General features: G+C 65.2%; 21 protein-coding genes and 1 pseudogene. 13 read left to right on the forward strand and 9 right to left on the reverse strand.

Features of this window, described 5'->3' with window-relative positions:
• The first annotated feature begins 86 nt into the window (after nucleotides 1–86).
• From ACQ4WL_RS09495 to ACQ4WL_RS09510, 4 genes and pseudogenes are all read left to right on the forward strand, one after another.
• The gene (locus ACQ4WL_RS09495) at nucleotides 87–1,367 is read left to right on the forward strand and encodes an arsenic transporter (RefSeq protein WP_436509478.1); all 1,281 of its coding nucleotides are present in this window, start codon (nucleotides 87–89) and stop codon (nucleotides 1,365–1,367) included.
• A 46-nt stretch (nucleotides 1,368–1,413) separates the two neighbouring features.
• Nucleotides 1,414–2,043, forward strand: coding sequence for a Rossmann-fold NAD(P)-binding domain-containing protein (locus tag ACQ4WL_RS09500; RefSeq protein ID WP_436509479.1), 630 nt, complete (start codon nucleotides 1,414–1,416; stop codon nucleotides 2,041–2,043).
• A gap of 45 nt (nucleotides 2,044–2,088) precedes the next feature.
• A pseudogene (locus ACQ4WL_RS09505) lies at nucleotides 2,089–2,514 on the forward strand (GNAT family N-acetyltransferase); the annotation flags it as partial.
• Nucleotides 2,515–3,120: a flavin reductase family protein gene (locus ACQ4WL_RS09510; protein WP_436509646.1), complete on the forward strand. Its 606-nt coding sequence runs from the start codon at nucleotides 2,515–2,517 to the stop codon at nucleotides 3,118–3,120.
• On the opposite strand, the gene ACQ4WL_RS09515 is transcribed toward ACQ4WL_RS09510, so the two are convergent.
• The 4 genes from ACQ4WL_RS09515 to ACQ4WL_RS09530 form a co-directional block, all read right to left on the reverse strand.
• Nucleotides 3,121–4,041, reverse strand: a complete 921-nt coding sequence (locus tag ACQ4WL_RS09515; protein WP_436509480.1) for a DUF2145 domain-containing protein — start codon at nucleotides 4,039–4,041, stop codon at nucleotides 3,121–3,123.
• Nucleotides 4,042–4,049: 8 nt separating this feature from the next.
• Complete coding sequence (locus ACQ4WL_RS09520; protein WP_436509647.1) at nucleotides 4,050–4,481, reverse strand: hypothetical protein; 432 nt, start codon at nucleotides 4,479–4,481, stop codon at nucleotides 4,050–4,052.
• A 112-nt stretch (nucleotides 4,482–4,593) separates the two neighbouring features.
• Nucleotides 4,594–5,427 (reverse strand): HDOD domain-containing protein, encoded by an 834-nt coding sequence (locus tag ACQ4WL_RS09525; protein ID WP_436509481.1) that lies wholly within the window; start codon nucleotides 5,425–5,427, stop codon nucleotides 4,594–4,596.
• Nucleotides 5,428–5,559: 132 nt separating this feature from the next.
• Nucleotides 5,560–6,657, reverse strand: coding sequence for an acyl-CoA dehydrogenase family protein (locus tag ACQ4WL_RS09530; RefSeq protein WP_436509482.1), 1,098 nt, complete (start codon nucleotides 6,655–6,657; stop codon nucleotides 5,560–5,562).
• 207 nt (nucleotides 6,658–6,864) lie between these two features.
• Between ACQ4WL_RS09530 and ACQ4WL_RS09535 the strand changes: the two genes are divergently transcribed.
• The 3 genes from ACQ4WL_RS09535 (at nucleotide 6,865) to ACQ4WL_RS09545 (ending at nucleotide 8,490) form a co-directional block, all read left to right on the forward strand.
• Entirely contained in the window at nucleotides 6,865–7,077 is a 213-nt protein-coding gene (locus ACQ4WL_RS09535) for a hypothetical protein (protein WP_436509483.1), read from the forward strand.
• A gap of 47 nt (nucleotides 7,078–7,124) precedes the next feature.
• Nucleotides 7,125–7,925 (forward strand): TOTE conflict system archaeo-eukaryotic primase domain-containing protein, encoded by an 801-nt coding sequence (locus ACQ4WL_RS09540; protein ID WP_436509484.1) that lies wholly within the window; start codon nucleotides 7,125–7,127, stop codon nucleotides 7,923–7,925.
• Nucleotides 7,926–7,998: 73 nt separating this feature from the next.
• Complete coding sequence (locus ACQ4WL_RS09545) at nucleotides 7,999–8,490, forward strand: DUF1579 domain-containing protein (RefSeq protein ID WP_436509485.1); 492 nt, start codon at nucleotides 7,999–8,001, stop codon at nucleotides 8,488–8,490.
• Nucleotides 8,491–9,027: 537 nt separating this feature from the next.
• Here ACQ4WL_RS09545 and ACQ4WL_RS09550 read toward each other — a convergent pair.
• Nucleotides 9,028–9,930: a LysR family transcriptional regulator gene (locus ACQ4WL_RS09550; protein ID WP_436509486.1), complete on the reverse strand. Its 903-nt coding sequence runs from the start codon at nucleotides 9,928–9,930 to the stop codon at nucleotides 9,028–9,030.
• A 189-nt stretch (nucleotides 9,931–10,119) separates the two neighbouring features.
• On the opposite strand from ACQ4WL_RS09550, the gene ACQ4WL_RS09555 reads away from it, so the two are divergent.
• On the forward strand, nucleotides 10,120–11,073 hold the full coding sequence (locus tag ACQ4WL_RS09555) for an aromatic alcohol reductase (protein WP_436509648.1): 954 nt from the start codon (nucleotides 10,120–10,122) through the stop codon (nucleotides 11,071–11,073).
• Between the two features lie 339 nt (nucleotides 11,074–11,412).
• Here the strand turns inward: ACQ4WL_RS09555 and ACQ4WL_RS09560 are convergent, their stop codons facing one another.
• Complete coding sequence (locus ACQ4WL_RS09560) at nucleotides 11,413–12,474, reverse strand: NAD(P)H-dependent flavin oxidoreductase (protein WP_436509487.1); 1,062 nt, start codon at nucleotides 12,472–12,474, stop codon at nucleotides 11,413–11,415.
• Nucleotides 12,475–12,561: 87 nt separating this feature from the next.
• On the opposite strand from ACQ4WL_RS09560, the gene ACQ4WL_RS09565 reads away from it, so the two are divergent.
• Both ACQ4WL_RS09565 and ACQ4WL_RS09570 read left to right on the forward strand, forming a co-directional pair.
• Nucleotides 12,562–13,437: a LysR substrate-binding domain-containing protein gene (locus ACQ4WL_RS09565; protein ID WP_436509649.1), complete on the forward strand. Its 876-nt coding sequence runs from the start codon at nucleotides 12,562–12,564 to the stop codon at nucleotides 13,435–13,437.
• A complete protein-coding gene (locus ACQ4WL_RS09570; RefSeq protein ID WP_436509488.1) occupies nucleotides 13,434–14,573 on the forward strand; it encodes a YbfB/YjiJ family MFS transporter in 1,140 nt (379 codons plus the stop codon). The genes ACQ4WL_RS09565 and ACQ4WL_RS09570 overlap by 4 nt, the downstream gene beginning before the upstream one ends.
• A gap of 3 nt (nucleotides 14,574–14,576) precedes the next feature.
• Here ACQ4WL_RS09570 and ACQ4WL_RS09575 read toward each other — a convergent pair whose 3' ends face one another.
• Genes ACQ4WL_RS09575 through ACQ4WL_RS09585 form a run of 3 tightly spaced genes read right to left on the reverse strand, consistent with a single transcriptional unit; the run spans nucleotide 14,577 to nucleotide 17,433 of the window.
• The gene (locus tag ACQ4WL_RS09575; RefSeq protein WP_436509489.1) at nucleotides 14,577–15,626 is read right to left on the reverse strand and encodes a serine hydrolase domain-containing protein; all 1,050 of its coding nucleotides are present in this window, start codon (nucleotides 15,624–15,626) and stop codon (nucleotides 14,577–14,579) included.
• Nucleotides 15,617–16,420, reverse strand: coding sequence for an alpha/beta fold hydrolase (locus tag ACQ4WL_RS09580; RefSeq protein WP_436509490.1), 804 nt, complete (start codon nucleotides 16,418–16,420; stop codon nucleotides 15,617–15,619). Before ACQ4WL_RS09580 ends, ACQ4WL_RS09575 begins: the two co-directional genes overlap by 10 nt.
• Nucleotides 16,417–17,433, reverse strand: coding sequence for a M14 family zinc carboxypeptidase (locus ACQ4WL_RS09585; protein WP_436509491.1), 1,017 nt, complete (start codon nucleotides 17,431–17,433; stop codon nucleotides 16,417–16,419). Before ACQ4WL_RS09585 ends, ACQ4WL_RS09580 begins: the two co-directional genes overlap by 4 nt.
• Nucleotides 17,434–17,642: 209 nt before the next feature.
• Here ACQ4WL_RS09585 and ACQ4WL_RS09590 point away from each other — a divergent pair, with 209 nt between their 5' ends.
• Genes ACQ4WL_RS09590 through ACQ4WL_RS09600 form a run of 3 tightly spaced genes read left to right on the forward strand, consistent with a single transcriptional unit; the run spans nucleotide 17,643 to nucleotide 19,938 of the window.
• A complete protein-coding gene (locus ACQ4WL_RS09590; protein ID WP_436509492.1) occupies nucleotides 17,643–18,386 on the forward strand; it encodes a hypothetical protein in 744 nt (247 codons plus the stop codon).
• The gene (locus ACQ4WL_RS09595) at nucleotides 18,383–18,958 is read left to right on the forward strand and encodes an RNA polymerase sigma factor (protein WP_436509493.1); all 576 of its coding nucleotides are present in this window, start codon (nucleotides 18,383–18,385) and stop codon (nucleotides 18,956–18,958) included. Before ACQ4WL_RS09590 ends, ACQ4WL_RS09595 begins: the two co-directional genes overlap by 4 nt.
• 8 nt (nucleotides 18,959–18,966) lie before the next feature.
• Complete coding sequence (locus tag ACQ4WL_RS09600) at nucleotides 18,967–19,938, forward strand: FecR family protein (protein WP_436509494.1); 972 nt, start codon at nucleotides 18,967–18,969, stop codon at nucleotides 19,936–19,938.
• Nucleotides 19,939–19,991 lie beyond the last annotated feature (53 nt).

Here is a 19,991-nt window from a genome sequence, read left to right on the forward strand (position 1 = left end):
AATTCCAGTATTATGGAATTATTGTTGACATTCACAGGCTGCGGCGCATGGTGCCCGCGATGCCGCATCGAACGGAACCTTGCCCCATGCTGACCGCTTTCCTGATCTTTCTCGCCACATTAACCCTGGTCATCTGGCAGCCGCGCGGCCTGGGCATCGGCTGGAGCGCCGTCATCGGCGCTGGTGTCGCCTTGCTGGCCGGCGTGATCCACTGGGGCGACATCCCCGTCGTCTGGCATATCGTGTGGAACGCCACCGGCACCTTCATCGCCGTGATCATCATCAGCCTGCTGCTGGACGCGGCAGGCTTTTTCGAGTGGGCCGCCTTGCACGTGGCACGCTGGGGCGGCGGCAGCGGTAGAAAACTGTTCGTGCTGCTGGTCTTGCTGGGCGCCCTGGTTTCCGCCGTGTTCGCCAATGACGGCGCCGCGCTGATCTTGACGCCCATCGTCATCGCCATGCTGCGGGCGCTGAAGTTTTCCGCCAGGGCCACGCTGGCTTACGTGATGGCGGCCGGCTTCATCGCCGACACGGCCAGCCTGCCGCTGGTGGTGTCGAACCTGGTGAATATCGTCTCGGCCGATTTCTTCAAGATCGGCTTTGCCGAGTACGCGTCCGTGATGGTGCCCGTCAACGTCGTCGCCGTGGGTGCCACCTTGGCGGCCTTGCTGCTCTTTTTCCGCCAGGATATTCCCCGCGACTATGAAATTGCGCAGCTGAAGCGCCCGGACGCCGCCATCCGCGACTTGCCCACCTTCCGCGCCGGTTGGCTGGTGCTGGCGCTGCTGCTGGTGGGATTTTTCTCGCAGGAACACCTGGGCGTGCCCATCAGCCTGATCGCCGCCGTGGGCGCCGCGCTGCTGCTGGGCGTGGCAGGCAAGGGCCACGTGATTTCCACGCGCCACGTGCTGCGCCATGCGCCGTGGCAGATCGTCGTCTTTTCGCTGGGCATGTACCTGGTCGTGTATGGCTTGCGCAACGCGGGCTTGACGGCTTACCTGACGGGCATGCTGAATCACTTTGCGCAGTACGGCGTGTGGGGCGCGGCCATGGGCACGGGCGTGCTGACGGCCTTGCTGTCGTCCGTGATGAACAACCTGCCGACGGTGCTGGTGGGTGCGCTGGCCATCGACCCGACGACGGCGCAGGGGGCCGTGCGCGAAGCGATGATCTACGCGAACGTCATCGGCAGCGACCTGGGGCCGAAGATCACGCCGATCGGCAGCCTGGCTACCTTGCTGTGGCTGCATGTGCTCGACAGCAAGAATATCCACATTTCCTGGGGCTACTATTTCCGCGTCGGCATCGTGCTGACCGTGCCCGTGCTGCTGCTGACCCTGGCGGCGCTGGCGCTGCGCCTGTCCTGAGTTCCGTGTATGGTAGTGGCTGACAGCAGCTTTTTACTGGGAAACGATGAAACTACTACTTGTAGGAGCCACCGGCCTGGTGGGCCGCGAAGTGCTGCGCCTGGCGCTCGCCGACGCGCGCGTCAGCACGGTCGTCGCGCCCGTGCGCAAGGCCTTGCCGCCCGATGCGAAACTGCAAGCGCCCCTCGTTGATTTCGATCGATTGCCGCCCGATGCACCCTGGTGGCAGGCGGACGCCGTCATCTGCACCCTGGGCACGACCATGAAGGTGGCCGGCACGCGGCAACTATTTTCACGCGTGGACCATGACTATCCGCTGGCCGTGGCGCGCCTGGCGCGGGCGGCGGGCGCGCGCACGTATGCGCTCAATTCCGCCGCCGGTGCCAACGCCGCGTCGCGCATCTTCTACAACCGCGTCAAGGGCGAGCTGGAACGCGACCTGGAAGCGCTGGGTTTTGCATCGCTCACGCACGTGCGACCGGGCCTGATTGGCGGCGCGCGCGACGTGGCGCGGGCGGGCGAGGGGGCTGCATTACGCCTGCTGCGCGTGCTGGGTCCCGTGCTGCCGCGCCGCTGGCGTATCAATCCGGCGCCGCGCATTGCGCAAGCCCTGCTGGAAGCGGCGCTGGCCGGCGCGCCGGGCGTGCACGTGGTGACGTCGGAGCAGCTGCTGTGAGCGTAGGCCCGTATAATTTCCCTTCCTGTTTTTGAAAGGATATCAATGCAGACAGTACGTCCTTACCGGGCCAGTGACCGCGAGGCCTGCCTGGCCCTTTTTGATGGCAACACGCCGCGCTTTTTCGACCCGTCCGAGCGCGCCGGCTTTGCCGCCTGGCTGGAAGCCTCGACGCAGCCGTATCTGGTCATCGAACGCGACGGGAAAGTCGTCGCCTGCGGCGGCCATGCGCTCGAGGCGGGCGGCACCGTCGCCAGCCTGTGCTGGGGTATGGTGGCGCAGGATGTGCACGGGCAGGGACTGGGCCGCGCGCTGACGCAGGCGCGCCTGGACGCCATCCGTGCCGTGCCGGGAGTCGCCAGCGTGAGCATGAATACCAGCCAGCATACGCAGGGCTTTTATGCGCGCTTCGGCTTCGTGCCAGTGAAGGTGACGCCGGATGGCTTCGGACCCGGCATCGACCAGTGGGACATGGTCCTGTCCCTGAAAAGCAAGGAAGCTGAACGTGGCCATATCGCCGTCGTGCCACTGGAAAAGGCGTATCGCCTGCTCAACCACGGCCCATCCATCCTCGTCTCGGCGCGCCATGCTGGCGTCGACAACGTAATGGCCGCCGCCTGGGCCTGCGCCCTCGATTTCGCGCCGCCGAAACTCACCGTGGTGCTGGACAAGGCCACGCGCACGCGCGCGCTGGTCGAAGGCAGCGGCACGTTCGTCATCCAGGTGCCGACGGCGGCGCAATTGCAGCTGACGCACGCCGTGGGCACGCACAGCCTCGACGCGCAGCCCGATAAACTGGCGCGCGCCGGCGTGCAGCTGTTTCACATGGAAGGCTTTGATGTGCCGTTCGTGGCGGGATGCTCCGCCTGGCTGGCCTGTCGTTTGATCCCCGAGCCGCACAATCAGGCGGCCTACGACCTGTTCATTGGTGAAGTGGTGGGCGCCTGGGCCGACACGCGCGTGTTTCGCGACGGACACTGGCATTTCGAGGAGGCCGATCCATCCTGGCGCAGCTTGCATTACATCGCGGGCGGGCGCTTTTATGCGATCGGCGAGGCGCTCGACGCGCAGACTTGATCAGTCGAGGGCGATGACCCGGTCGTTTGCGCCTGGCACGCAGCCGTCGGCGATGGCTTCCCAGCCCCGGTGCACCACCACCTGCTTGCCGTCGTGGCAGATTTCCACGCGTTCGCTGGCGGGCAGGTGCTGGCGCGCGAACGCTTCCAGGCTGGCCGGCAGGCTCACTTCCAGCTGCATCGTGCCGATGGCCTCGGGCGGATGGTCGTCCATGTGCACCAGGGGCACGAAGAGGGAACCGAGCATCAGCCAGCGCGCGCCCACGTCGACGGGGGCGGGCGCATATTGGGCGGCGCGCAGCCAGTCCTGGGCACGCGCGCGCAAGTCGCCGCCCGCGGCCAGTTCACCCCAGGCGGCGGCCAGCAATTCCACCACCCACTGATTGCAATTCTGGTATTTCAGGCTGAATGCATACGCATTGGCGCTGTAGCGGCCCGCCAGCAATTGCTGCACGCCCACGGGGTCGAGCAGGGCGCGGCGCAGGGGCGGCACGGTTTCCGCCGGCAGTTTTACCAGCGAGATGTAGCCGAGCGATGGATTTTCCGTGCCCATGGCGAAACCGGCCGTACCCTGGTCGAAGATGCGCGGGCGGCCTTCGTCGCAGGCGTAGTACAGCTGGCGCGCGGACCAGCCATTGTCATTGTCGTGGCGCCAGGCCAGGGCCGCGTGCGAATAGCGGATGCCGAAGCGCGCCAGGTCCAGGCCGGAGCGGCTGATCAGGGCCACGCTGCCTTCGCTGGCGGCCAGTTCCTCGCGCACCACGGCGGCAAAGCGCAACAGGCGATCCTGCTCGGTCGCCGTGAGTTCCTGCGCGCGGTCGCAAAAGCGCGCGGAGGCGAAGGAGCCGCCTGCCTGGGCAGCGCCAGCCAGGCAGAGTGCGGCGCAGGCGGCCAGAAGTCTTGCCAGTTTGCGCAGCGTCACGCCTGGAATCAAAGGCTGACGGGACGCGTGGCCATTTCGCCGTACCAGTCGTCGGCCAGCACCAGGAAGAAGGCGGCGCGCGTGTCGTTGCGCGAAAATTCGATGCCGTAGGCACGGTTTTGCGCATGCACCACGTCGCCCTGCGCCAGTTGCTGCTTGTCGAGGGCCGCTTGCGGCAAGTCCAGCACCAGCGGCGTTGCCGTGGCGTCGGCCTGCATCGTCAAACGCGTCATGCCGTCGCGGCCCGGCACGGCGGCCACGTCGATGATGCGGTAAGGGCCATTGGCCACCTTGTTGTCGCGCGAGGAGCTGTTGCTCGAACCGTTGAGCGAATCGGAAATGCTGCCGCTCGACTGGGAGCCGGCGCTGGAGGCCGAGGAAACGAAGCTGTCGGCATTGGCGTTGCACGCCACGGTCAGTGCTGCGGCCAGGCCGAGCATGCGTAAGGAGGTAGTCAAGGCAGTTTTCCAGTGGACTGAGTAGCCGTAGCCATTACATCAATGAAAGCGGGCCGGGTTCATCCCGGCCAGCGCCATCATAGCAGATCGGCCATCAGCTGAGCAGTACCTCGATCAGGGCTTTTGCTTCGGCCGACGGCTGCGCGCGCAGTGCCTGCAGCACGGGATCGTGCTCGAGGTAGGCTTGCAGCGGCGCGCTGACGGTAACGCTGGCCTGCGGCAGCGGCGAGGCAACGGGGGCCAGCGCCTTGGCCAGCAACAGGGTGTCGCGCAAGCCTTCGGGCGGCAGCATGATGGTCGAGCCGGGCAAGGCATTGACGGCATCGGCCACGGGCAGCGGCACGCCCAGCTGGCGCATCAGCGCGCGGCCGATCACTTCCAGGGTGGACGCCATCTGCGTTTCCAGCTGGGCGTACAGGCCCGGGGTCTTGTCGGCCTGGGCCAGCATGTAAAAGCCGGCCACTTCATGCACGATGCCGGCGAACAGCGCCGTATCGGCATCCATGTGCGTGACGGCGCCGGCCAGCGCATGCGCCAGCGCCGCCACATGCACGGTGTGCGCCCACAGCTGGGTGGCGCGGTCGCGCAAGGCTTCATCGCGGATACCTGCGTTCAGCTGGCGGATGACGGCCGCCGTCGCCAGCGCATACAGGTTGCGGTGGCCCAGCCGTTCGACGGCAGCGCGTACGCTGGTGATGGCAGGCGCCTGGCCGGACGCGAACATGGCCGAATTGGCCAGCGCCACGGCGCGCGCCGACAAGGTCGGTTCGCACAGCAGCAGCCGGCTGATGTCGGCTGAATGGCAATCGGGGTTGGCCAGTTCCTTTTGCAGCAGCAGGGCTGTATTGATGCTGGTGGGAAAGGCCAGGGTTTCCGTTTCGGCGCTGGCCAGGAGTTGCGCCAGGCTGCTGAGCGTGTTGACGTGCATGGATAGGGGGCGTGAAGTAGCAATGCCCCCATATTATCAGGCAATCCGGCCCGCATGGTGTCCGGCATCCTTTTCAGCCATGTGCCTGCCCGGGGGGCAAGCTGTTGCGCGGCGTTGCCGAGGTCGGCAATGTCAAGGCAGCAGCAATGCATGCTGGCTGGCCGTATGAAAATCGCGCCACACGCGGTTGATGGTGCTGTCTTCGCGGGCCGCGTACAGGCCGCAATACGGGTACAGGCCATCGACGGCTGCGCGGCACACGGCGACCAGGGCCAGCGAACTGGCTTGCACGGCCTGCATGGCGTCGTTATCGAGCGCCGCGCCGGCGGCCACCGTTGCCCAGCTGTCGTCCAGCACGGCGTAAAAACGGGCGCGCGCGGCGGCGAAGGCGTCTTTCTTGCTTTGCAGCATGGCTGCCACTTCCGGCACCTCCAGCAGCGGCAAGCCGGCGCGCGCATGGCGGCGGTGGCGCATGCATTCCTCGGCCAATTCCATGAAATGCGCGGCCATGCCGGCCACGTTGGCTGCCAGGGTCACGTAGGCCAGCGAGTAAAACGGGTAGCGGTACAGGGGGCCGTCGGCCGTCGCGGCGGTCGCATCGATGGCGAAACCGTGTTCCTTGGCAATCCATTGAGCGTCGATGCGGTAGCTGTGCGAGGCGCTGGCGCGCATGCCGATGCTGCTCCACGACGGCACCAGCTGCACCTGCGCGGCGGGCACGAGGAAGGCGCGGATGCGCGGTTTTCCATCTGCGTCGAGCAGGGGCTGGCCAGCGCGCTGCAGCCGGGCGTTCAGGGTGAAGTGGGTAGACATCGGTGCGCCGCTGGCGTAGTCCCAGCTACCCGTGATGCGGTAGCCGTCGCCTTCTTCCTCGGCGTAACCGGTGGCCGCGCCGCTGCCGCCCAGGCAGACGCGGGGCGTGCCGATGATGCTGCGCGCCATGTCGGGCGCCAGAAAGCCCGCGAACCAGCCCGCGCCCGCGCACAGGGTCAGTACCCAGCCCATGCTGCCGTCGACGGTAGCCACGGCTTCTTCCAGGCGCACCGCTTGCGGCAAGGGCAGCTCGGCGCCGCCGGCGCTGCGCGGCGCCAGCATCGTCAGCCAGCCACGCCGGTGCAGCAAGGCTTGCTGGGCCGGATGCAGGAAGCGCGCTGCGTCGGCCGCCGGCGCATGGCGCGCGATGCGTCGCGCGTCGCGCTCGGAAAGGGTATCAGTGACAGGGTGCGGCATGGGCGGAATCCGGCAATGGCGAAGGCGGGCATTTTCGCACAGCGCGGGGTGGGGGGCCAGCCATCGTCTGTTGTAGCGTCTGTCACGGCGATGGAGCGCGCCGGTGTTCGCCCTTGCCGTTGACCAGCGCGCCCGTCACCCACACGACGACGGGCGCCGTGCCCGGCGAACGGGCCGGCATGGCTTCCAGCATCGACATCAGCGCGCATGATCAGCCTGTCGGTGCATATCGCGCTGATGGGCTTTATCCTCGTCGAAGCCATCCAGTCCGCCTTGCGCGCCATGGCGAAGCTTGCGCTGGCACAAGGCTTTGGCGCCGTGATGCTGTACGGCGGCGTAGCCGCCTGCCTGTTTGCCGTGGCCAGCTGGCTGGTGTTTGGCGCCGGGCGGGAGGGCGCGCTTAGGGCGGGGGGGCTATAATCTGGGCACGTTGACAAGTGTTGCTCAACGTCATTACGAGGCTGCCCATGCATAAACTGATTTCCGAACTCACCCGCCTGTACCTGTTCGAGGAACAGCAGCACTACGTCGATGCGCAGGGCGGCACGCAGCCTTTGATGCCGGCCGTGCTGGCGCGCCATCTGTCGGGCGAGCAGACGGTGGCGGTGCGCCTGGTGAGCGAGGGCGGTCTGACGCGCGCGCTGGTACTGGAGTTTGGGGGCAAGGGCGGCGGCGAAGCGCACTGGAGCGCGCTGTGCATGATCGCCAATGCCGTGCAGCACGAGCTGGACTTGCCGGCGCCCGCCGTCAGCATCTCGGGCACGGCGTTCCAGTTATGGTTGTCGCTGGCCACGCCCGTGCCAGTCGCCCAGGCGCGCCAGTTCGTGCAGCTGCTGCGTTCGACCTTTTTACCCGCCTCGACCGATATCCTCGCCGCAGCACCACCCGCCGACGTGGAGCAGGTGGCGCTGCCGCCATGCCTGCAGCCATCGGGCAAGTGGGCCGCCTTCATCCACCCCAGCATGGGTGCCGCCTTTGTCGACGAACCGGGGCTGGACATGGCGCCGCCGCCAGCCGCCCAGCTGGGCTTCCTGGAAAGTTTGCGCAGCATCAACGCGGCTCAGTTCGCGCAGGCGCTGGCGAAGTTGCAGGGACATACGGGGCTGCTTGATGCCGTGCCCGCTCCCGTCGCCGCCCCATTTCCAGCGGTAATGTCTCAGCCACTTGCGCAGCCAGGCTTGCTGCTGCAGGATGCCACGCTGGAAGACATCGTGCGCTGGCTGCATGCGCGCAATATCGAGCCGACTTTGCGGCACCGGCTGCCGTAGCGGGGCGCTCACAGATGCCGGCAATGAAAAGCCAGGATGAGCATCGTGTTAAATTCAATTCAGGAAACCGTCAATGCACTTGCCAGCTGAGAAAAACGCCCCCCGAGATTTTGATTTCATCATCGGTGATTGGCTGGTGAAACATCGCCGGCTCAATTCCAGATTCACCCATTGCAAGGAATGGACGCAGTTTGACGGCCTCTCTTCGACCGTCAAGACACTGGGTGGCTTTGGCAACCTGGAGGACAACGTTCTCTACTTCCCGGAAGGCAGCTTCCGCGCCCTTGCATTGCGCTCGTTTTGCATGAAATCCGAAACTTGGTCGATCTGGTGGCTCGATGCACGCAACCCGACAACGCTTGACGTCCCTGTTGTTGGAAAATTTTCCAATCACATCGGCGTATTTTTCGCAGATGACATACTCGATGGTCAAGCAATAAAAGTGCGCTTTACCTGGACTGCCATACCTGGAAAAAATCCTTGTTGGGATCAAGCTTTTTCCAAGGACCAAGGAAGAACATGGGAAACGAACTGGACTATGGATTTTGTGCGTGTCGCACAGTGAATGGTACCCATTAAGTCTTGACGGCTAAGACTGCCAATGGCGGCAAGCGGCCAGTAATGGTTGGCCCAGTCGGATCGTTCAGGTGTATGGACGTGCTATGAGGCGACGCCAGCGGCCCGTCAGGACAGTGTTCTCGCCACACTCGCGTTGCTCAAAGCAGTAGACCTTCAGCAGCAATACGTCTGTGGCAATGTGCATGGGCACGACCTGGAGGCAATGAAGGGGCTTGATTGCTGGGTATGCGAGAACGAGAACGCAATTATCGAATCGGCCTTTACTATCCTAGTTGAGCATCACTCTGAACGGGCCTTAGTCTGCTCCTGATGAAATGGCTACTTCCGCTTTGAGTCGTAAGCTGTCGCACATAAACGACGGCAACCGGCCATTTTCGGACATTGGGGACTGATTATTCAAGGCAACGATAGCTCGCAATAAAAATCCCGCGCGTCAAGCACAGGTAGCTGTTTCGAATTTGTCGCACTCACAAAGAGCTAAAAGCTGCGCAGGCAGACGCTTAGTGTTGAGTGGCAACTGATTTCACTTCAGTTCGGTGTTGCTGAACAGCTCAGTCGTCCAGTCGGCGAACGCTCGCATCGCCGGAGATAGAAAGCGGTGATGGGGGTAGAGCAATGATACCGGCACCGGCGCCGGCCGGCTGTCGGCCAGCACCTCGATCAATTTTCCAGCCTGCAAATGGTCCCTTACCAGAATCTCAGCTAACTGCATCAAGCCGAGGCCATCAAGGCACAGCTTGATGTAGAGCCCAGTCTCATTGACCGCGACCGTGCCCGGCACCGGGACGGCAATGCTGATGCCCTCGTCGACGAAATGCAGATCGCTCCCTCGCCGCGTCGTGCTGGAAAAGTAGTGGACCGCCCGGTGTCCTGGCAAATCGGCCAGGACATCGGGAACACCGTGTTCTGCCAGGTAGGAAGGCGCCGCGCAGGTGATCCAGCTCAGCTCGCCCAGGCGTCGCGCGACCAGCGCCGAGTCATCGAGGCTGCCGGTGCGGATGACGCAATCGACGCCTTCCTGTATCAAGTCCACCTGGCGATCATTCACGCCGATCATCAGGTAGATATCCGGGTACCGCTGCTGGAATTGCCGCAACTGCGGCAGTATCACGGCGTGGGCAATGCCGCCAGGCATATCTACGCGCAGGCGTCCTTGCGGGCGCTCGCTTGAGCCTTGCAGGCTCGATTCGGTGTCGGCTATCAGGTCGAGTATTTCGCGACAACGGTGGAAGTAGCGCTCGCCTTCCGGTGTCACGCTGAGGTTTCTGGTGGAACGGTTCAGCAGGCGCGTCTGCAAGTGTTTTTCCAGCCGCTTGATGATGCCGGTGACCGACGATGCGGGCAAGCCCAAGGTCTCTGCTGCGCGTACAAAACTCTTGCTTTCGACCACGCGAAGGAATACCTGCATTGCTTGTACGCGATCCATGTCTTGTCCGTGTGGCGCTTAAGGAAACGGCACTATACCCCAATATTGTTCGGATTTTCTGCATGCTGAAAACCTCCTGGGCTGCTTTTTCTGCGTTGCGGCACCTGCTACAGTGCAGGCATCGTACTTACAGGAGAAACAACAATGTCCGATCTGGACCGCCAACTGCTGGTGCCGCCAAGCTATCCGATGAACCAAACGGATCCTAACGCCACGTCTCAAAACATTCTCGTGCTCGGTGCCGGGGAACTCGGCCTTCCGGTGCTACGCAATCTTGCGCGCCGCGCGAAGGACGTGGACGGTGCAAAGATCAGCGTACTGCTGCGCGCAAGTGCCGTTGAGTCCAGTGCATCGGGCAGGCGACATGATATCGCTGAGATCCGAGATCTTGGGATCGAGATCGTCATAGGCGACCTTGTGAAGAGCTCCATTGATGAGCTCGCCGGAGTATTTGCGCGATATGACACAGTAATCGGTTGCGCAGGCTATGCCGCGGGAATCGACACGCCAATGAAGCTGGCGCGGGCAGCCTTGCAGGCACGCATCCCGAGGTACTTCCCATGGCAGTTCGGGGTCGATTTTGACGTGATCGGTCGTGGCAGTCCACAGGACATCTTCGACGCACAGTTGGACGTGCGCGAGTTGCTGCGAAGTCAGCACCAGACTGAGTGGGTCATCATCTCGACCGGGATGTTCATGAGTTACCTGTTTGAGCCGGAATTCGGTGTTGTTGACCTGCACAACGACACAGTCCACGCCCTGGGCAGCCTTGACACCGCTGTGACGCTGACGACTCCGCACGATATCGGAGTACTGACTGCCGAGATCGTGTTTGCCAAACCCCGTATCCGGAACGAGGTCGTGTATCTGGCTGGCGACACCGTGACTTACGGGGAGGTCGCCGACAAGCTTCAAGCGGCCCTCGGCCGCCCCTTCAGGCGTTCGGAGTGGAGCGAGCAGTATTTGTTGGACGAACTGGCGCGCGACCCGCAAAACATGATGCGTAAGTATCGTGCGGCCTTTGCTCAGGGACGGGGTGTCGCCTGGGACAAGCGCGGCACGTTCAATCAACTCCGCACCCTTCCTGTCACCGATGTGGCATCATGGATCAATGCAAACCTTATTTCGGGTCGCAGCGAGTAATCGTGAGTCTGGCCGTCCAGGCAAACGGCATCGACGACAGCCCCTGAGCTGCTCCGGGCAGTTGGTTCGATGACAGCCGCAAAAGCCTGCCCAGCAGTAATCTTCCCCTCGGAAACGCGACGCAGGAAAGCTACCGGATCCTGCGCAGCTTTTCGTTTCGCCCCAGGTTGTGCTCGATGAATAGTCCCGTTGACGGTTGACAGCGTGAAGCTCCGAGATGGGGCGAAAGCGGACACTACAATGCGGTCGCAGCGTCAAGCCCTCTCTCTCTCTTTCGATGGCATGCCGCCTGTTGCATAGGTGCCCATGGCGGCGTCCCATGTCAGCGGCATCCTGACATCAGGCAGCCATTTCCCTTGCCAAGGTCAACACCAGTTCCTCCGCCCCCATTTCCCGCGCCAGCGGCGCACCCTGGCCGGCCCATTGCGCGGCAAATTCACTGTTGCCGTGCTGGCTCGCTAGCGCGTTCAATTGCTTGGCGGCATCGTAGGCGACCGGGTAGTCGGCCGGCGGCGGGCTGCCTGGCGCCTCGCCGTGTTCGATCAAGCGGTTCACCATGCCGCGCGCCAGCCGGCCCGAGAGCACGCTGGTCAGGCGGGTGGTGGCCGCCCGCGCGCTTTTCAGGTTCGCGCGGTAGGTCGCATTGGCCGACGATTCCGGGCACAGCACGAACGCCGTGCCCAGCTGGGCGGCGACGGCGCCCAGGTCCAGCGCGGCGCGGATGCCTGCTCCATCCATGATGCCGCCTGCGGCGATCAGGGGCAGGGCAGTGCGGCCCGCCAGCAGGCGCAGCAGCACGGCAGTGCTGTGGCGCTCATCCTGCGCTTGCGGATCGAAGACGCCCCGATGGCCGCCCGCTTCCACGCCCTGCGCCACGATGGCGTCGACCCCGGCCTGTTCGATCAGGGCCGCCTCACGCAGATTGGTGGCCGTGGCCATGGTGTAGATGCCGGCCTGGCGCAGAGTGGCAATCTGCTGCGCCGTTGGCAAGCCGAAATGAAAGCTGACGACGGCAGGGCGCAATTCCAGCAACAGGGAGTATGCCGCCTCGTCGCCGATAAACGTTGGATAGATCTCGTCGAGTTCCACTGGCACGGCCGCGCCCAGCTCCGCAAACAGGGGCGCCAGATGCGCCAGCCAGGCCGCTTCGCGCCGCGCATCCCGTACCGCAGGGGCATGGCAAAACACATTCACATTGAAGGGTTTGTTCGTCAGCGCGCGCGTGTCGGCTATCATCTGGCGCGCCTGCGCCACAGTGCCGGCGCCGATGCCCAGAGAGCCCAGGCCGCCCGCATGCGACACGGCGGCGGCCAGGCGCGGCGTGGAGACGCCCGCCATCGGCGCCTGGATGATGGGCAATTGCAAGCCAAGGCGGTCGAGGAAGTGCTGGGACGTGGTCATGATGTTTCCTTCATCAAGTTGAGGATGCCGTATTCAATTCTTATTCTGAGAATATAATAACATAATCATTCTAAAGGAAAGAACGTGATGGAGATGGAGTCATTGACGATTTTTTGCGCGGTGGCCAGTGAATTGAGCGTCACCCAGGCCGCAGCCCGGCTGGGCCGCGCGCCGTCCAGCGTCACCACGCGCATCCAGCAACTGGAAGCCGATATCGGCGCCGAACTGTTCGTGCGCACGAACAAGCGCATGGCCCTGACGGCGGCGGGTGAGCGCTTTCTCGAGTATGCGCAGCGCCTGCTGGCGCTGGCGGAAGAGGCCCGGCATGTCGTTACGGGCGGGCGCGAGGGTGGCACCTTGCGCGTCGGCAGCATGGAAAGCACGGCGGCCAGCCGCCTGCCGGCGCTGCTGGCCGCGTATCACGCCCGCTATCCGGCGACGCGCCTGGCGCTGAGCACGGGGCCGTCGCGCCCCCTGATCGAGCAAGTGCGCACGGGTTTGCTCGACTGCGCCTTCGTGGCCTTGCCGCCAGCCTTCGGCGGCGCCGCCGCATTGGCGGAGCTGGGCCTGGCATCGACCGCCGTGTGGCGCGAAGAACTGTGTTTGCTGCTGCCGGCCAGCGAAGCGCAGGCGCGCCGCGCCGTGGATGTGCGCACGCGCTCGCTGGCGGCGTTTCCGCAGGGCTGCACCTACCGTGGCATCGCCGAAGATTTGCTGGGCGTGGCCGGCATCACGCAGTGGCGGGTGCAGGAGCTGAGTTCGTATCACACCATGATCGCCTGCGTGGCGGCCGGCGCCTGCGTGACCCTGCTGCCGGCCAGCGTGCTGGCGCTCTCCGACGCGCCTGCTACATTGGCGACGCTGTCCGCTGGACAAGCGGACACCTTGCTGGTGTGGCGCGCGGGATTCGACGTACCCGCTTTTCAGCACTTGCTGGCGCAACTCGGCGAGGTGGCGCCATGAGCGCGGCCGCCAGGCTGCGCGCAGCCATTGCCGCGGCGGCCATCCTCGCCATCGGCATGGGCTTCGGCCGCTTTGCCTTCACGGCCATCTACCCGCACATGCTCGGGGAAGGCGTCTTGAGCTTGCGCGATGGCAGCCTGGCCGCCTCGGCCAACTATGCCGGTTACTTGCTGGGGGCCATCCTGGCCATGCGCGCACGGGCGCACAGCGCGCACCGGCTGTGCCTGTGGTCGGTGGCCGGTACGGCGCTGTGCCTGGGCGTGCTGGCCTTGACTATGCCGGTCTGGCTGATCGTGACGGTGCGGGGCGTGGCGGGCGTCTTCAGCGCCCTGGCCATGGTGGCTGCGTCCTTGTGGCTGCTGGAACAGCGCCGGCATGCGCGCGGCGCGCCGTTGCTGTACGCGGGCGTGGGCGCGGGCATTGCCGTGTCGGCCGAATTGCTGGTGCTGGCGGCCCGGCTGGGCTGGCACAGCGCCGGCATGTGGCTGCTGCTGGCCGGCGTCACCGTGCTGCTGGGGCTGGCGGCGGCGCCCGCCATTGCCGCCAGTGGCCAGGCGACCCTGGATACGCCGTCGCAAGCCACAGCATCGACCTTGGCACCGGTGGCGCCCTGGCCGCTGGTGCTGATCTATGGACTGGCTGGGTTCGGCTATATCGTCACTGCCACCTATCTGCCCGTGCTGGTGGGAGCGGCCTTGCCCGGGCTCAATTCCGCCCACGTGTGGGCCGTGTTCGGCCTGGGCGCGGCGCCGTCGTGTTTCCTGTGGCACCGGCTGCACGAGCGCCTCGGCACGCGCCGGGCGCTGCGGCTGAATCTGCTGCTGCAGGCGCTGGGCGTGGCGCTGCCCGTGCTGGCGCCTTCGGCCACGGCTTACTTGCTCAGCGCCATCCTCGTCGGCGGTACCTTTGTCGGCACGGTGACCATCGCCATGCCGGCCGCGCAGCGGGCCGCCGTCAAGGCAGCTAAGTTTGGCTCGAACATGATGGCCATCATGACGGTGGTGTATGGAGTGGGGCAGATCGTCGGCCCCGTGCTGGCCGGCAGCCTGTATGCGCAGTCGCACAGTTTTAATAGCGCGCTATTGGCGGCCGCTGGCGCGCTGCTGCTGGCCATCGTTGTGAGTTTGCGGCTGTAAAAGTCAGAGACCGAACGCGCAGCGCATGAAGTCGCCCCGCAGCGCGTTGATCCTGCTGAAATCGCGCGTGTAGTACAGCTTGTTCGTCAGCAGCACCGCATAGCTGCCGCGCCGGGGGCTGAGCCACAGGGCGGTGCCGGTGAAACCCAGATGGCACCAGACGTCGTCTTCCGGCACGGTGCCTGCCGCCGGGTGCCAGAACAGGCCGCGCGAGGGAGTCAGGGCACCTGTCTGCACCGTCAGCGAGGCGCGCACCCAGGCGGGGTCGAACACATCGCCGTGGCGGTCCGCTTGCGGCGCCAGCATCGCCCGCAGGAAGCGCTGCAAGTCAGGTACGTTCGAAAACAGACCGGAGATGCCGCACACGCCGCCCAGCAGCCGGGTCGAGAAATCATGCGTCACGCCGGAAAGGTGCGCGCCCGCCTGCTCGCAATATTCGGTCGGCGCGACCAACTGGCCGTGTCGGGGCGCCAAAGGGCCAAAGCGCGTGGCGGCCATGCCCAGCGGGCGCAAAATGTGTTCTTCAAGCACATGGTCCAGTGGCAGACCCAGCAGCCGTTCAATGACCAGGCCGAGGATCAGGGCCGCGCGGTCCGTGTATTCGACAGCCTGGCCTGGCGTGCCTTCCAGCGGTTCGCGCAGCACGCCGCGCACGATATCGTCGTACACCTCGCCATAGCTGGCGCGCAAGCGGGCGCGCAGCGGCAAGCCGGCCGTATGGGTGAGCAGCTGGAAAATGGTGACGGGCGCCAGCGCGTATCCTGCCGTGCCGGGCAGCACCTCGGCCAGGCGGCTGTCCAGGGTCAGGCGTTTCTGGTTCACCAGTCTGCCCGTCAGCGCCCAGACGCTGATGATCTTGGTCAGGGAAGCGATATCGAACAGGGTGTCGATCTGCATCGCCGCACTGGCGGGCTCGGGCGTGAGCCGCCCGGCCGCACCGGCCACGCTGTGGTGGATGGTGCCCATGGCCCAGGCCGCGCCTGGAAAAATGTGTTCCTGCACGCCGGCCTCGATTAGTGTAGCCAACTGGTCGGTATGGTTTGTTATCTGCATGATGACTGTATTGTGCCTGTTTTGTCATAGTCTGGCGTTGCCACTCCCAGCCAGCGCGCCACCGATTGCGCCACCCATTCCCCCTCGTCCAGCGGCAAGTCATGGCCCGCATCGCGGTGGATCAGGCAATCGGCTTGCCAGGCGCGCGCCAGATGCTGCGAGCAGCGGTGGTCGACCAGTCGGTCTAGCGCGCCGGCCATCACCAGCACGGGCATGGCCGGGCGGCTGAGGGGGGCGCGGTAGCGGGCGGCCGACAGCAGCTGGCGCAGCGCATTGCGCCGGCTCACCGGATATTCCTGCTGATATGCGCGCCAGTCGGCCAGCAGCGCGGGATTGCCATGGGCATGCCTGCGGCTGGTCAGGCGCAATATCAGCGCTTCCTGGCTGCCTGCATCACCCAGCAGCAGCTGGCGCAGCAGGGCGCGGTAGTTTTGCCAGCGCAGGCGCCAGTAAAACGGACTGTACGGCCGCATGCTGGTGTTGAGCAGCACGCAGCGGGCGATTTCCTGCGGGTAGCGGTGAGCCCATTCCACGGCCACCATGCCGCCTAGCGACAGGGCCAGCAGGCGGTAGGGCGGCGCGATGCCCCGTTCGGATAAATCCTGGCGGCAAAATTCCACCATCTCGGCCACCCGCGTGGGGCTGTCCATGGCGTGCCGCCTGCCATTGCCGGGCAAGTCGGGCGTGACAATGCTGGCGCCGGGCAGGGCGCGCGCCAGGATGGCGGGAAACTCGCCCCAATGGCGCTGTTCGCGCATCAGGCCGCGCAATAAAATCCAGGTGTGTGCTTTCATGACTCATACCATTGCGCCAGGGCGCGCCGGCGCTGCGCCTTGCGCAGCAAGCCTTCCGGCATCCAGCGTCCGTGGCTGCTGGCGGCGCGCATGAGGAAATCGAACCAGACCAGGTGCCGGCGCAGCACGCGCTGCAAGCGGTGCGCGGCCGTGGGGTTGAAGATGCTGACCCGGTTGAACAGCTGGCGCGGGTTTTTCTTGACCCACAGCCACGAGCCCATCTCCAGGGTCAGCGGCAGGAACACGCGCCCGCTGTAACTGGTGCCGTTCAGGTACAGATAATCCCACAGGTCGCCATGCGTGCGGTATTGCCGGCTTTGCGGCTCGAACACATAGTTGTGGTTGGGGTAGCTCTGGCTGAACAGTTCTTCCAGCGCGCCGATCTCGGCCAGGTGGGCTATCGGCACCTTGGTATGTGCATGGGGAAACCAGATGCGGTCGCGCAAGCCGAAACCGGAATGGCAATCGAGGGCGATGCTGAACTGGCGCGACAGCAATTCGCGCTCGACGAGGTCGCACACAGCCTGGCTTTCCAGTTCCATCGGCCCCCCGGCCGCGCCCCGGTACCAAGGCAGGCGGGCGCTGTAGCGCTGTCCGCCGAGCATGAACGGTACTTTTTCGCGCGCGCTTAGCGGTGCGTTGCGCATCAGGTCCACGCCGCGCGGATTGCAGCGCGTGGCTTGCCACATGCCACCCGGATTGACCAGCGGCATGAACACCAGGCGCATGCTTTCCAGCTGCTGATGCAGGGTGGCGTCCCAGCGCAGGCGGGCGATCAGGCTTTCCAGGAAAGACAGCAGTACTTGCGTGCCGATGCGTTCGAGGCCGTGGATGCCGCCAAAAAAGCCCAGCACGGGCACGTCGGGGCTGGGGTTGCCCAACGCAATCGTGTACACGGGAAACGTGCGCCCATCCATGGCGATGCTGCAGGGTGCGGCCACTTCCAGGTGGCTGCCGCCCTCGTCGATGAGGCGCTTCAGCATGACTAGCTCGGGCAGATTCTTTTCGATCATCAGGCGTCTGAAAGGGAAAGTGACAGCCAGTGTAGCCGAAATAAGCGCCGCACCAGACGTCCCGCATGGCGAAATATATGCATGGCATGCATGTCACGAAGCCGTCATTTTTTCTGTGTACGCTATTGCAGTTGGCACAAGAATTGTTACTTGGCAATACCTTGTTTCCACGCAGTTCCACCCTCACACGATAGCGACTCGATTGCAATATGACAGGCAGCCCGGCATCCGTCCATGTGCTTGCGCTGGCGGGATACCTGGTACTGCTGGGTTTCCTGACCGCGGTGGGACCCGTACGGGCGCAGTCGGCCGAGGGCCCCGTGCTGCAGTTCGATATTGCTGCGCAAAACCTGGGCGATGCGCTCGACCTGTACAGCCGCCGCACGGGCATCGCCGTCTTGATGGACCAGCGCTATGCGCAGCGCCAGTCGGCCGCCGTGCGCGGCGCGTATGCGGCGGGCGCGGCCCTGCAAGCCTTGCTGGAGGGCACGGGGCTGCTATCGCGTCTGTCCGACGCGCAAGCCGTTATCGTGTATGCCCCGGCCGGCGCAGCAACTGCAACTGCGGCGGACTTGCCGCAGGCCGCCGTGGTGGCCGCCGCCGACATCCCCGGCGCCACGCAGGGCGGCGGCGACTATGCGGCCTATGTGAGCCGGCTGCAGCATGTGTTGTTGGGGCTGCTGTGCCGCGCGGCGCAGACGCGTCCCGGCGGCTACCGCCTGGCCCTGCAACTGTATCTGAACCGCGCCGGCGTGGTGGACCGCGTGCACTTGCTCGACAGCACGGGATTGCGCGCGCGCGACACGGCCATCGCGCGCCTGGTGCTGGGCATGCGCGTGGGCGCCGCGCCGCAGCCGTCGATGCCGCAGCCCGTCTCCATCTTGCTGCTGCCGCAAGGGCCGGGTAGCGAAGTCGATTGCGCCGCCAGCGCGCCGGGTAGAAACGCCCCATGAGCATGCCCGACCTGCGCACCAAGCTCAAACGCCACCTCAGCTCGCGCTACGCCGTGCTGCGCTGGCGCCTCGAAAGGGTGGTCGGCTGCAAGCACAATGCGGCCGATGCACTGCAGGAAACCTGGCTGCGCCTCGAAGCGATGGTGGCGCCTGGCCCCGCCGCCGCGCCCGTCCACAACCCCGACGCCTATCTGCTGCGCATGGCGGCCAACATCGCCACCGATGCCTACCGCCGCGACCGCATCATCGTCACCGAGCGCGAACGTGAAGAACTGATGCACATGGCCGACGAGATTGGCGACGACATCAGCGACCCGGCCCGCATCGTCTCGGCGCGACTCGATGTGCAGGCGCTCGACGTTGCCCTGGCGGGCCTGTCGCCGCGCCGCCGCGCCATCCTGACGGCGGCGCGCATCGATGGCATGCTCAACGCGGAGATCGCCGAGCGCTTCGGCATTTCCGTGGCGATGGTGAAAAAAGAATTGCAGGCCGCCATGCAACACTGTAAAACGTGCATGGCCGACGCCGATGCCGCCCAGCGCAGCGATGTGTCGGGCCGCCGTAAATATTGATGAATCTGATGACTGCTCCTGACCGCGATCCACGCGACCCTCTAGAACATACCGACACTGCCATCGGCCAGCAAGCCGCTGCCTGGTGGGCGCGCCTGCGTGCCGACGATTTTACGCGGGCCGACGCCGACGCCTTGCGCGCCTGGTGCGCGCGTAGCGCCGACCATGCGCGCGCCTGGCGCGAACTGCAACAGCTGTGGCAGGCGCTCGATCCCGCCTTGAGCCGCGCCGCCGCCCCACAGCGGGCGAACGTGCTGGCGTTTCCCCTCCGGCCGGGACGGCGTGCCTTTCTCGGCGGCGCGCTGGCGGCCGGCGTGGCCGTGCTGGCCTTGCGCCCGCCGCTGGGCGCCTGGCCGTCGCTGCAAGAGTTCGCCGCCGACTACCGCACGGGCACGGGGGAGCAGCGGCAAGTGGCCCTGTCGCAACAGATGTCAGTGCAGATGAATACGCAGACGCGCATCAATGTGCGGGCGCCGGAAGTCATCGAACTGCTGGGTGGCGAGGCGGAAATCCTTGCCAGCGGCGCGCGCCAGCCCGTGTCGGTGCTGGCGGGCGCGGGGCGGTTATTGGCGCAGTCGGCCCGCTTCAATGTGCGCCACACGGGCGATGCCGTGTGCGTCACCTGCCTGGCCGGCGCCGTGGACGTGCTCTGGCAACAGCGGCGCCAAACCCTCGATGCGGGGCAGCAACTGGTGTACGACGAGCAGGGCGTGCAGGCGGCCACGGCCGCACCAGCGGGCGAGGCGAACGCGTGGCGCACGGGCGCGCTGTCGTTTGTCGGCAAACCGCTGGCCCAGGTAGTCGATGAAATCAACCGCTACCGGCCCGGCCGGGTGCTGCTGCGCAATGCCGAACTGGGCCGCCGCCTCGTGCGCATGCGCTTTTCCATCGGGCAAACGGATGCCGCGCTGGCGATGATACGCGACCTGTACGGGGCGCAAATGACCAGCTTGCCAGGCGGCATTGTCTTGCTGAGCTGATTCCAGGTTTCCCTTTGGCAGGCTTATTTAAAAATATTTAAAAATATTTTTCA

This window comes from Janthinobacterium kochi, assembly GCF_051380715.1.
Taxonomy (GTDB): domain Bacteria; phylum Pseudomonadota; class Gammaproteobacteria; order Burkholderiales; family Burkholderiaceae_D; genus Janthinobacterium.

What these genes read in the sequence shown, in the direction of transcription:
- ACQ4WL_RS09495 (WP_436509478.1), top strand. Translation starts at nt 87, where the DNA reads ATGCTGACCGCTTTCCTGATCTTTCTCGCCACATTAACCCTGGTCATC.
- ACQ4WL_RS09500 (WP_436509479.1), top strand. Translation starts at nt 1,414, where the DNA reads ATGAAACTACTACTTGTAGGAGCCACCGGCCTGGTGGGCCGCGAAGTG.
- ACQ4WL_RS09510 (WP_436509646.1), top strand. Translation starts at nt 2,515, where the DNA reads ATGGTCCTGTCCCTGAAAAGCAAGGAAGCTGAACGTGGCCATATCGCC.
- ACQ4WL_RS09520 (WP_436509647.1), bottom strand. Translation starts at nt 4,481, where the DNA reads ATGCTCGGCCTGGCCGCAGCACTGACCGTGGCGTGCAACGCCAATGCC.
- ACQ4WL_RS09525 (WP_436509481.1), bottom strand. Translation starts at nt 5,427, where the DNA reads ATGCACGTCAACACGCTCAGCAGCCTGGCGCAACTCCTGGCCAGCGCC.
- ACQ4WL_RS09530 (WP_436509482.1), bottom strand. Translation starts at nt 6,657, where the DNA reads ATGCCGCACCCTGTCACTGATACCCTTTCCGAGCGCGACGCGCGACGC.
- ACQ4WL_RS09535 (WP_436509483.1), top strand. Translation starts at nt 6,865, where the DNA reads ATGATCAGCCTGTCGGTGCATATCGCGCTGATGGGCTTTATCCTCGTC.
- ACQ4WL_RS09540 (WP_436509484.1), top strand. Translation starts at nt 7,125, where the DNA reads ATGCATAAACTGATTTCCGAACTCACCCGCCTGTACCTGTTCGAGGAA.
- ACQ4WL_RS09545 (WP_436509485.1), top strand. Translation starts at nt 7,999, where the DNA reads ATGCACTTGCCAGCTGAGAAAAACGCCCCCCGAGATTTTGATTTCATC.
- ACQ4WL_RS09550 (WP_436509486.1), bottom strand. Translation starts at nt 9,930, where the DNA reads ATGGATCGCGTACAAGCAATGCAGGTATTCCTTCGCGTGGTCGAAAGC.
- ACQ4WL_RS09555 (WP_436509648.1), top strand. Translation starts at nt 10,120, where the DNA reads ATGAACCAAACGGATCCTAACGCCACGTCTCAAAACATTCTCGTGCTC.
- ACQ4WL_RS09560 (WP_436509487.1), bottom strand. Translation starts at nt 12,474, where the DNA reads ATGACCACGTCCCAGCACTTCCTCGACCGCCTTGGCTTGCAATTGCCC.
- ACQ4WL_RS09565 (WP_436509649.1), top strand. Translation starts at nt 12,562, where the DNA reads ATGGAGATGGAGTCATTGACGATTTTTTGCGCGGTGGCCAGTGAATTG.
- ACQ4WL_RS09570 (WP_436509488.1), top strand. Translation starts at nt 13,434, where the DNA reads ATGAGCGCGGCCGCCAGGCTGCGCGCAGCCATTGCCGCGGCGGCCATC.
- ACQ4WL_RS09575 (WP_436509489.1), bottom strand. Translation starts at nt 15,626, where the DNA reads ATGCAGATAACAAACCATACCGACCAGTTGGCTACACTAATCGAGGCC.
- ACQ4WL_RS09580 (WP_436509490.1), bottom strand. Translation starts at nt 16,420, where the DNA reads ATGAAAGCACACACCTGGATTTTATTGCGCGGCCTGATGCGCGAACAG.
- ACQ4WL_RS09585 (WP_436509491.1), bottom strand. Translation starts at nt 17,433, where the DNA reads ATGATCGAAAAGAATCTGCCCGAGCTAGTCATGCTGAAGCGCCTCATC.
- ACQ4WL_RS09590 (WP_436509492.1), top strand. Translation starts at nt 17,643, where the DNA reads ATGACAGGCAGCCCGGCATCCGTCCATGTGCTTGCGCTGGCGGGATAC.
- ACQ4WL_RS09595 (WP_436509493.1), top strand. Translation starts at nt 18,383, where the DNA reads ATGAGCATGCCCGACCTGCGCACCAAGCTCAAACGCCACCTCAGCTCG.
- ACQ4WL_RS09600 (WP_436509494.1), top strand. Translation starts at nt 18,967, where the DNA reads ATGACTGCTCCTGACCGCGATCCACGCGACCCTCTAGAACATACCGAC.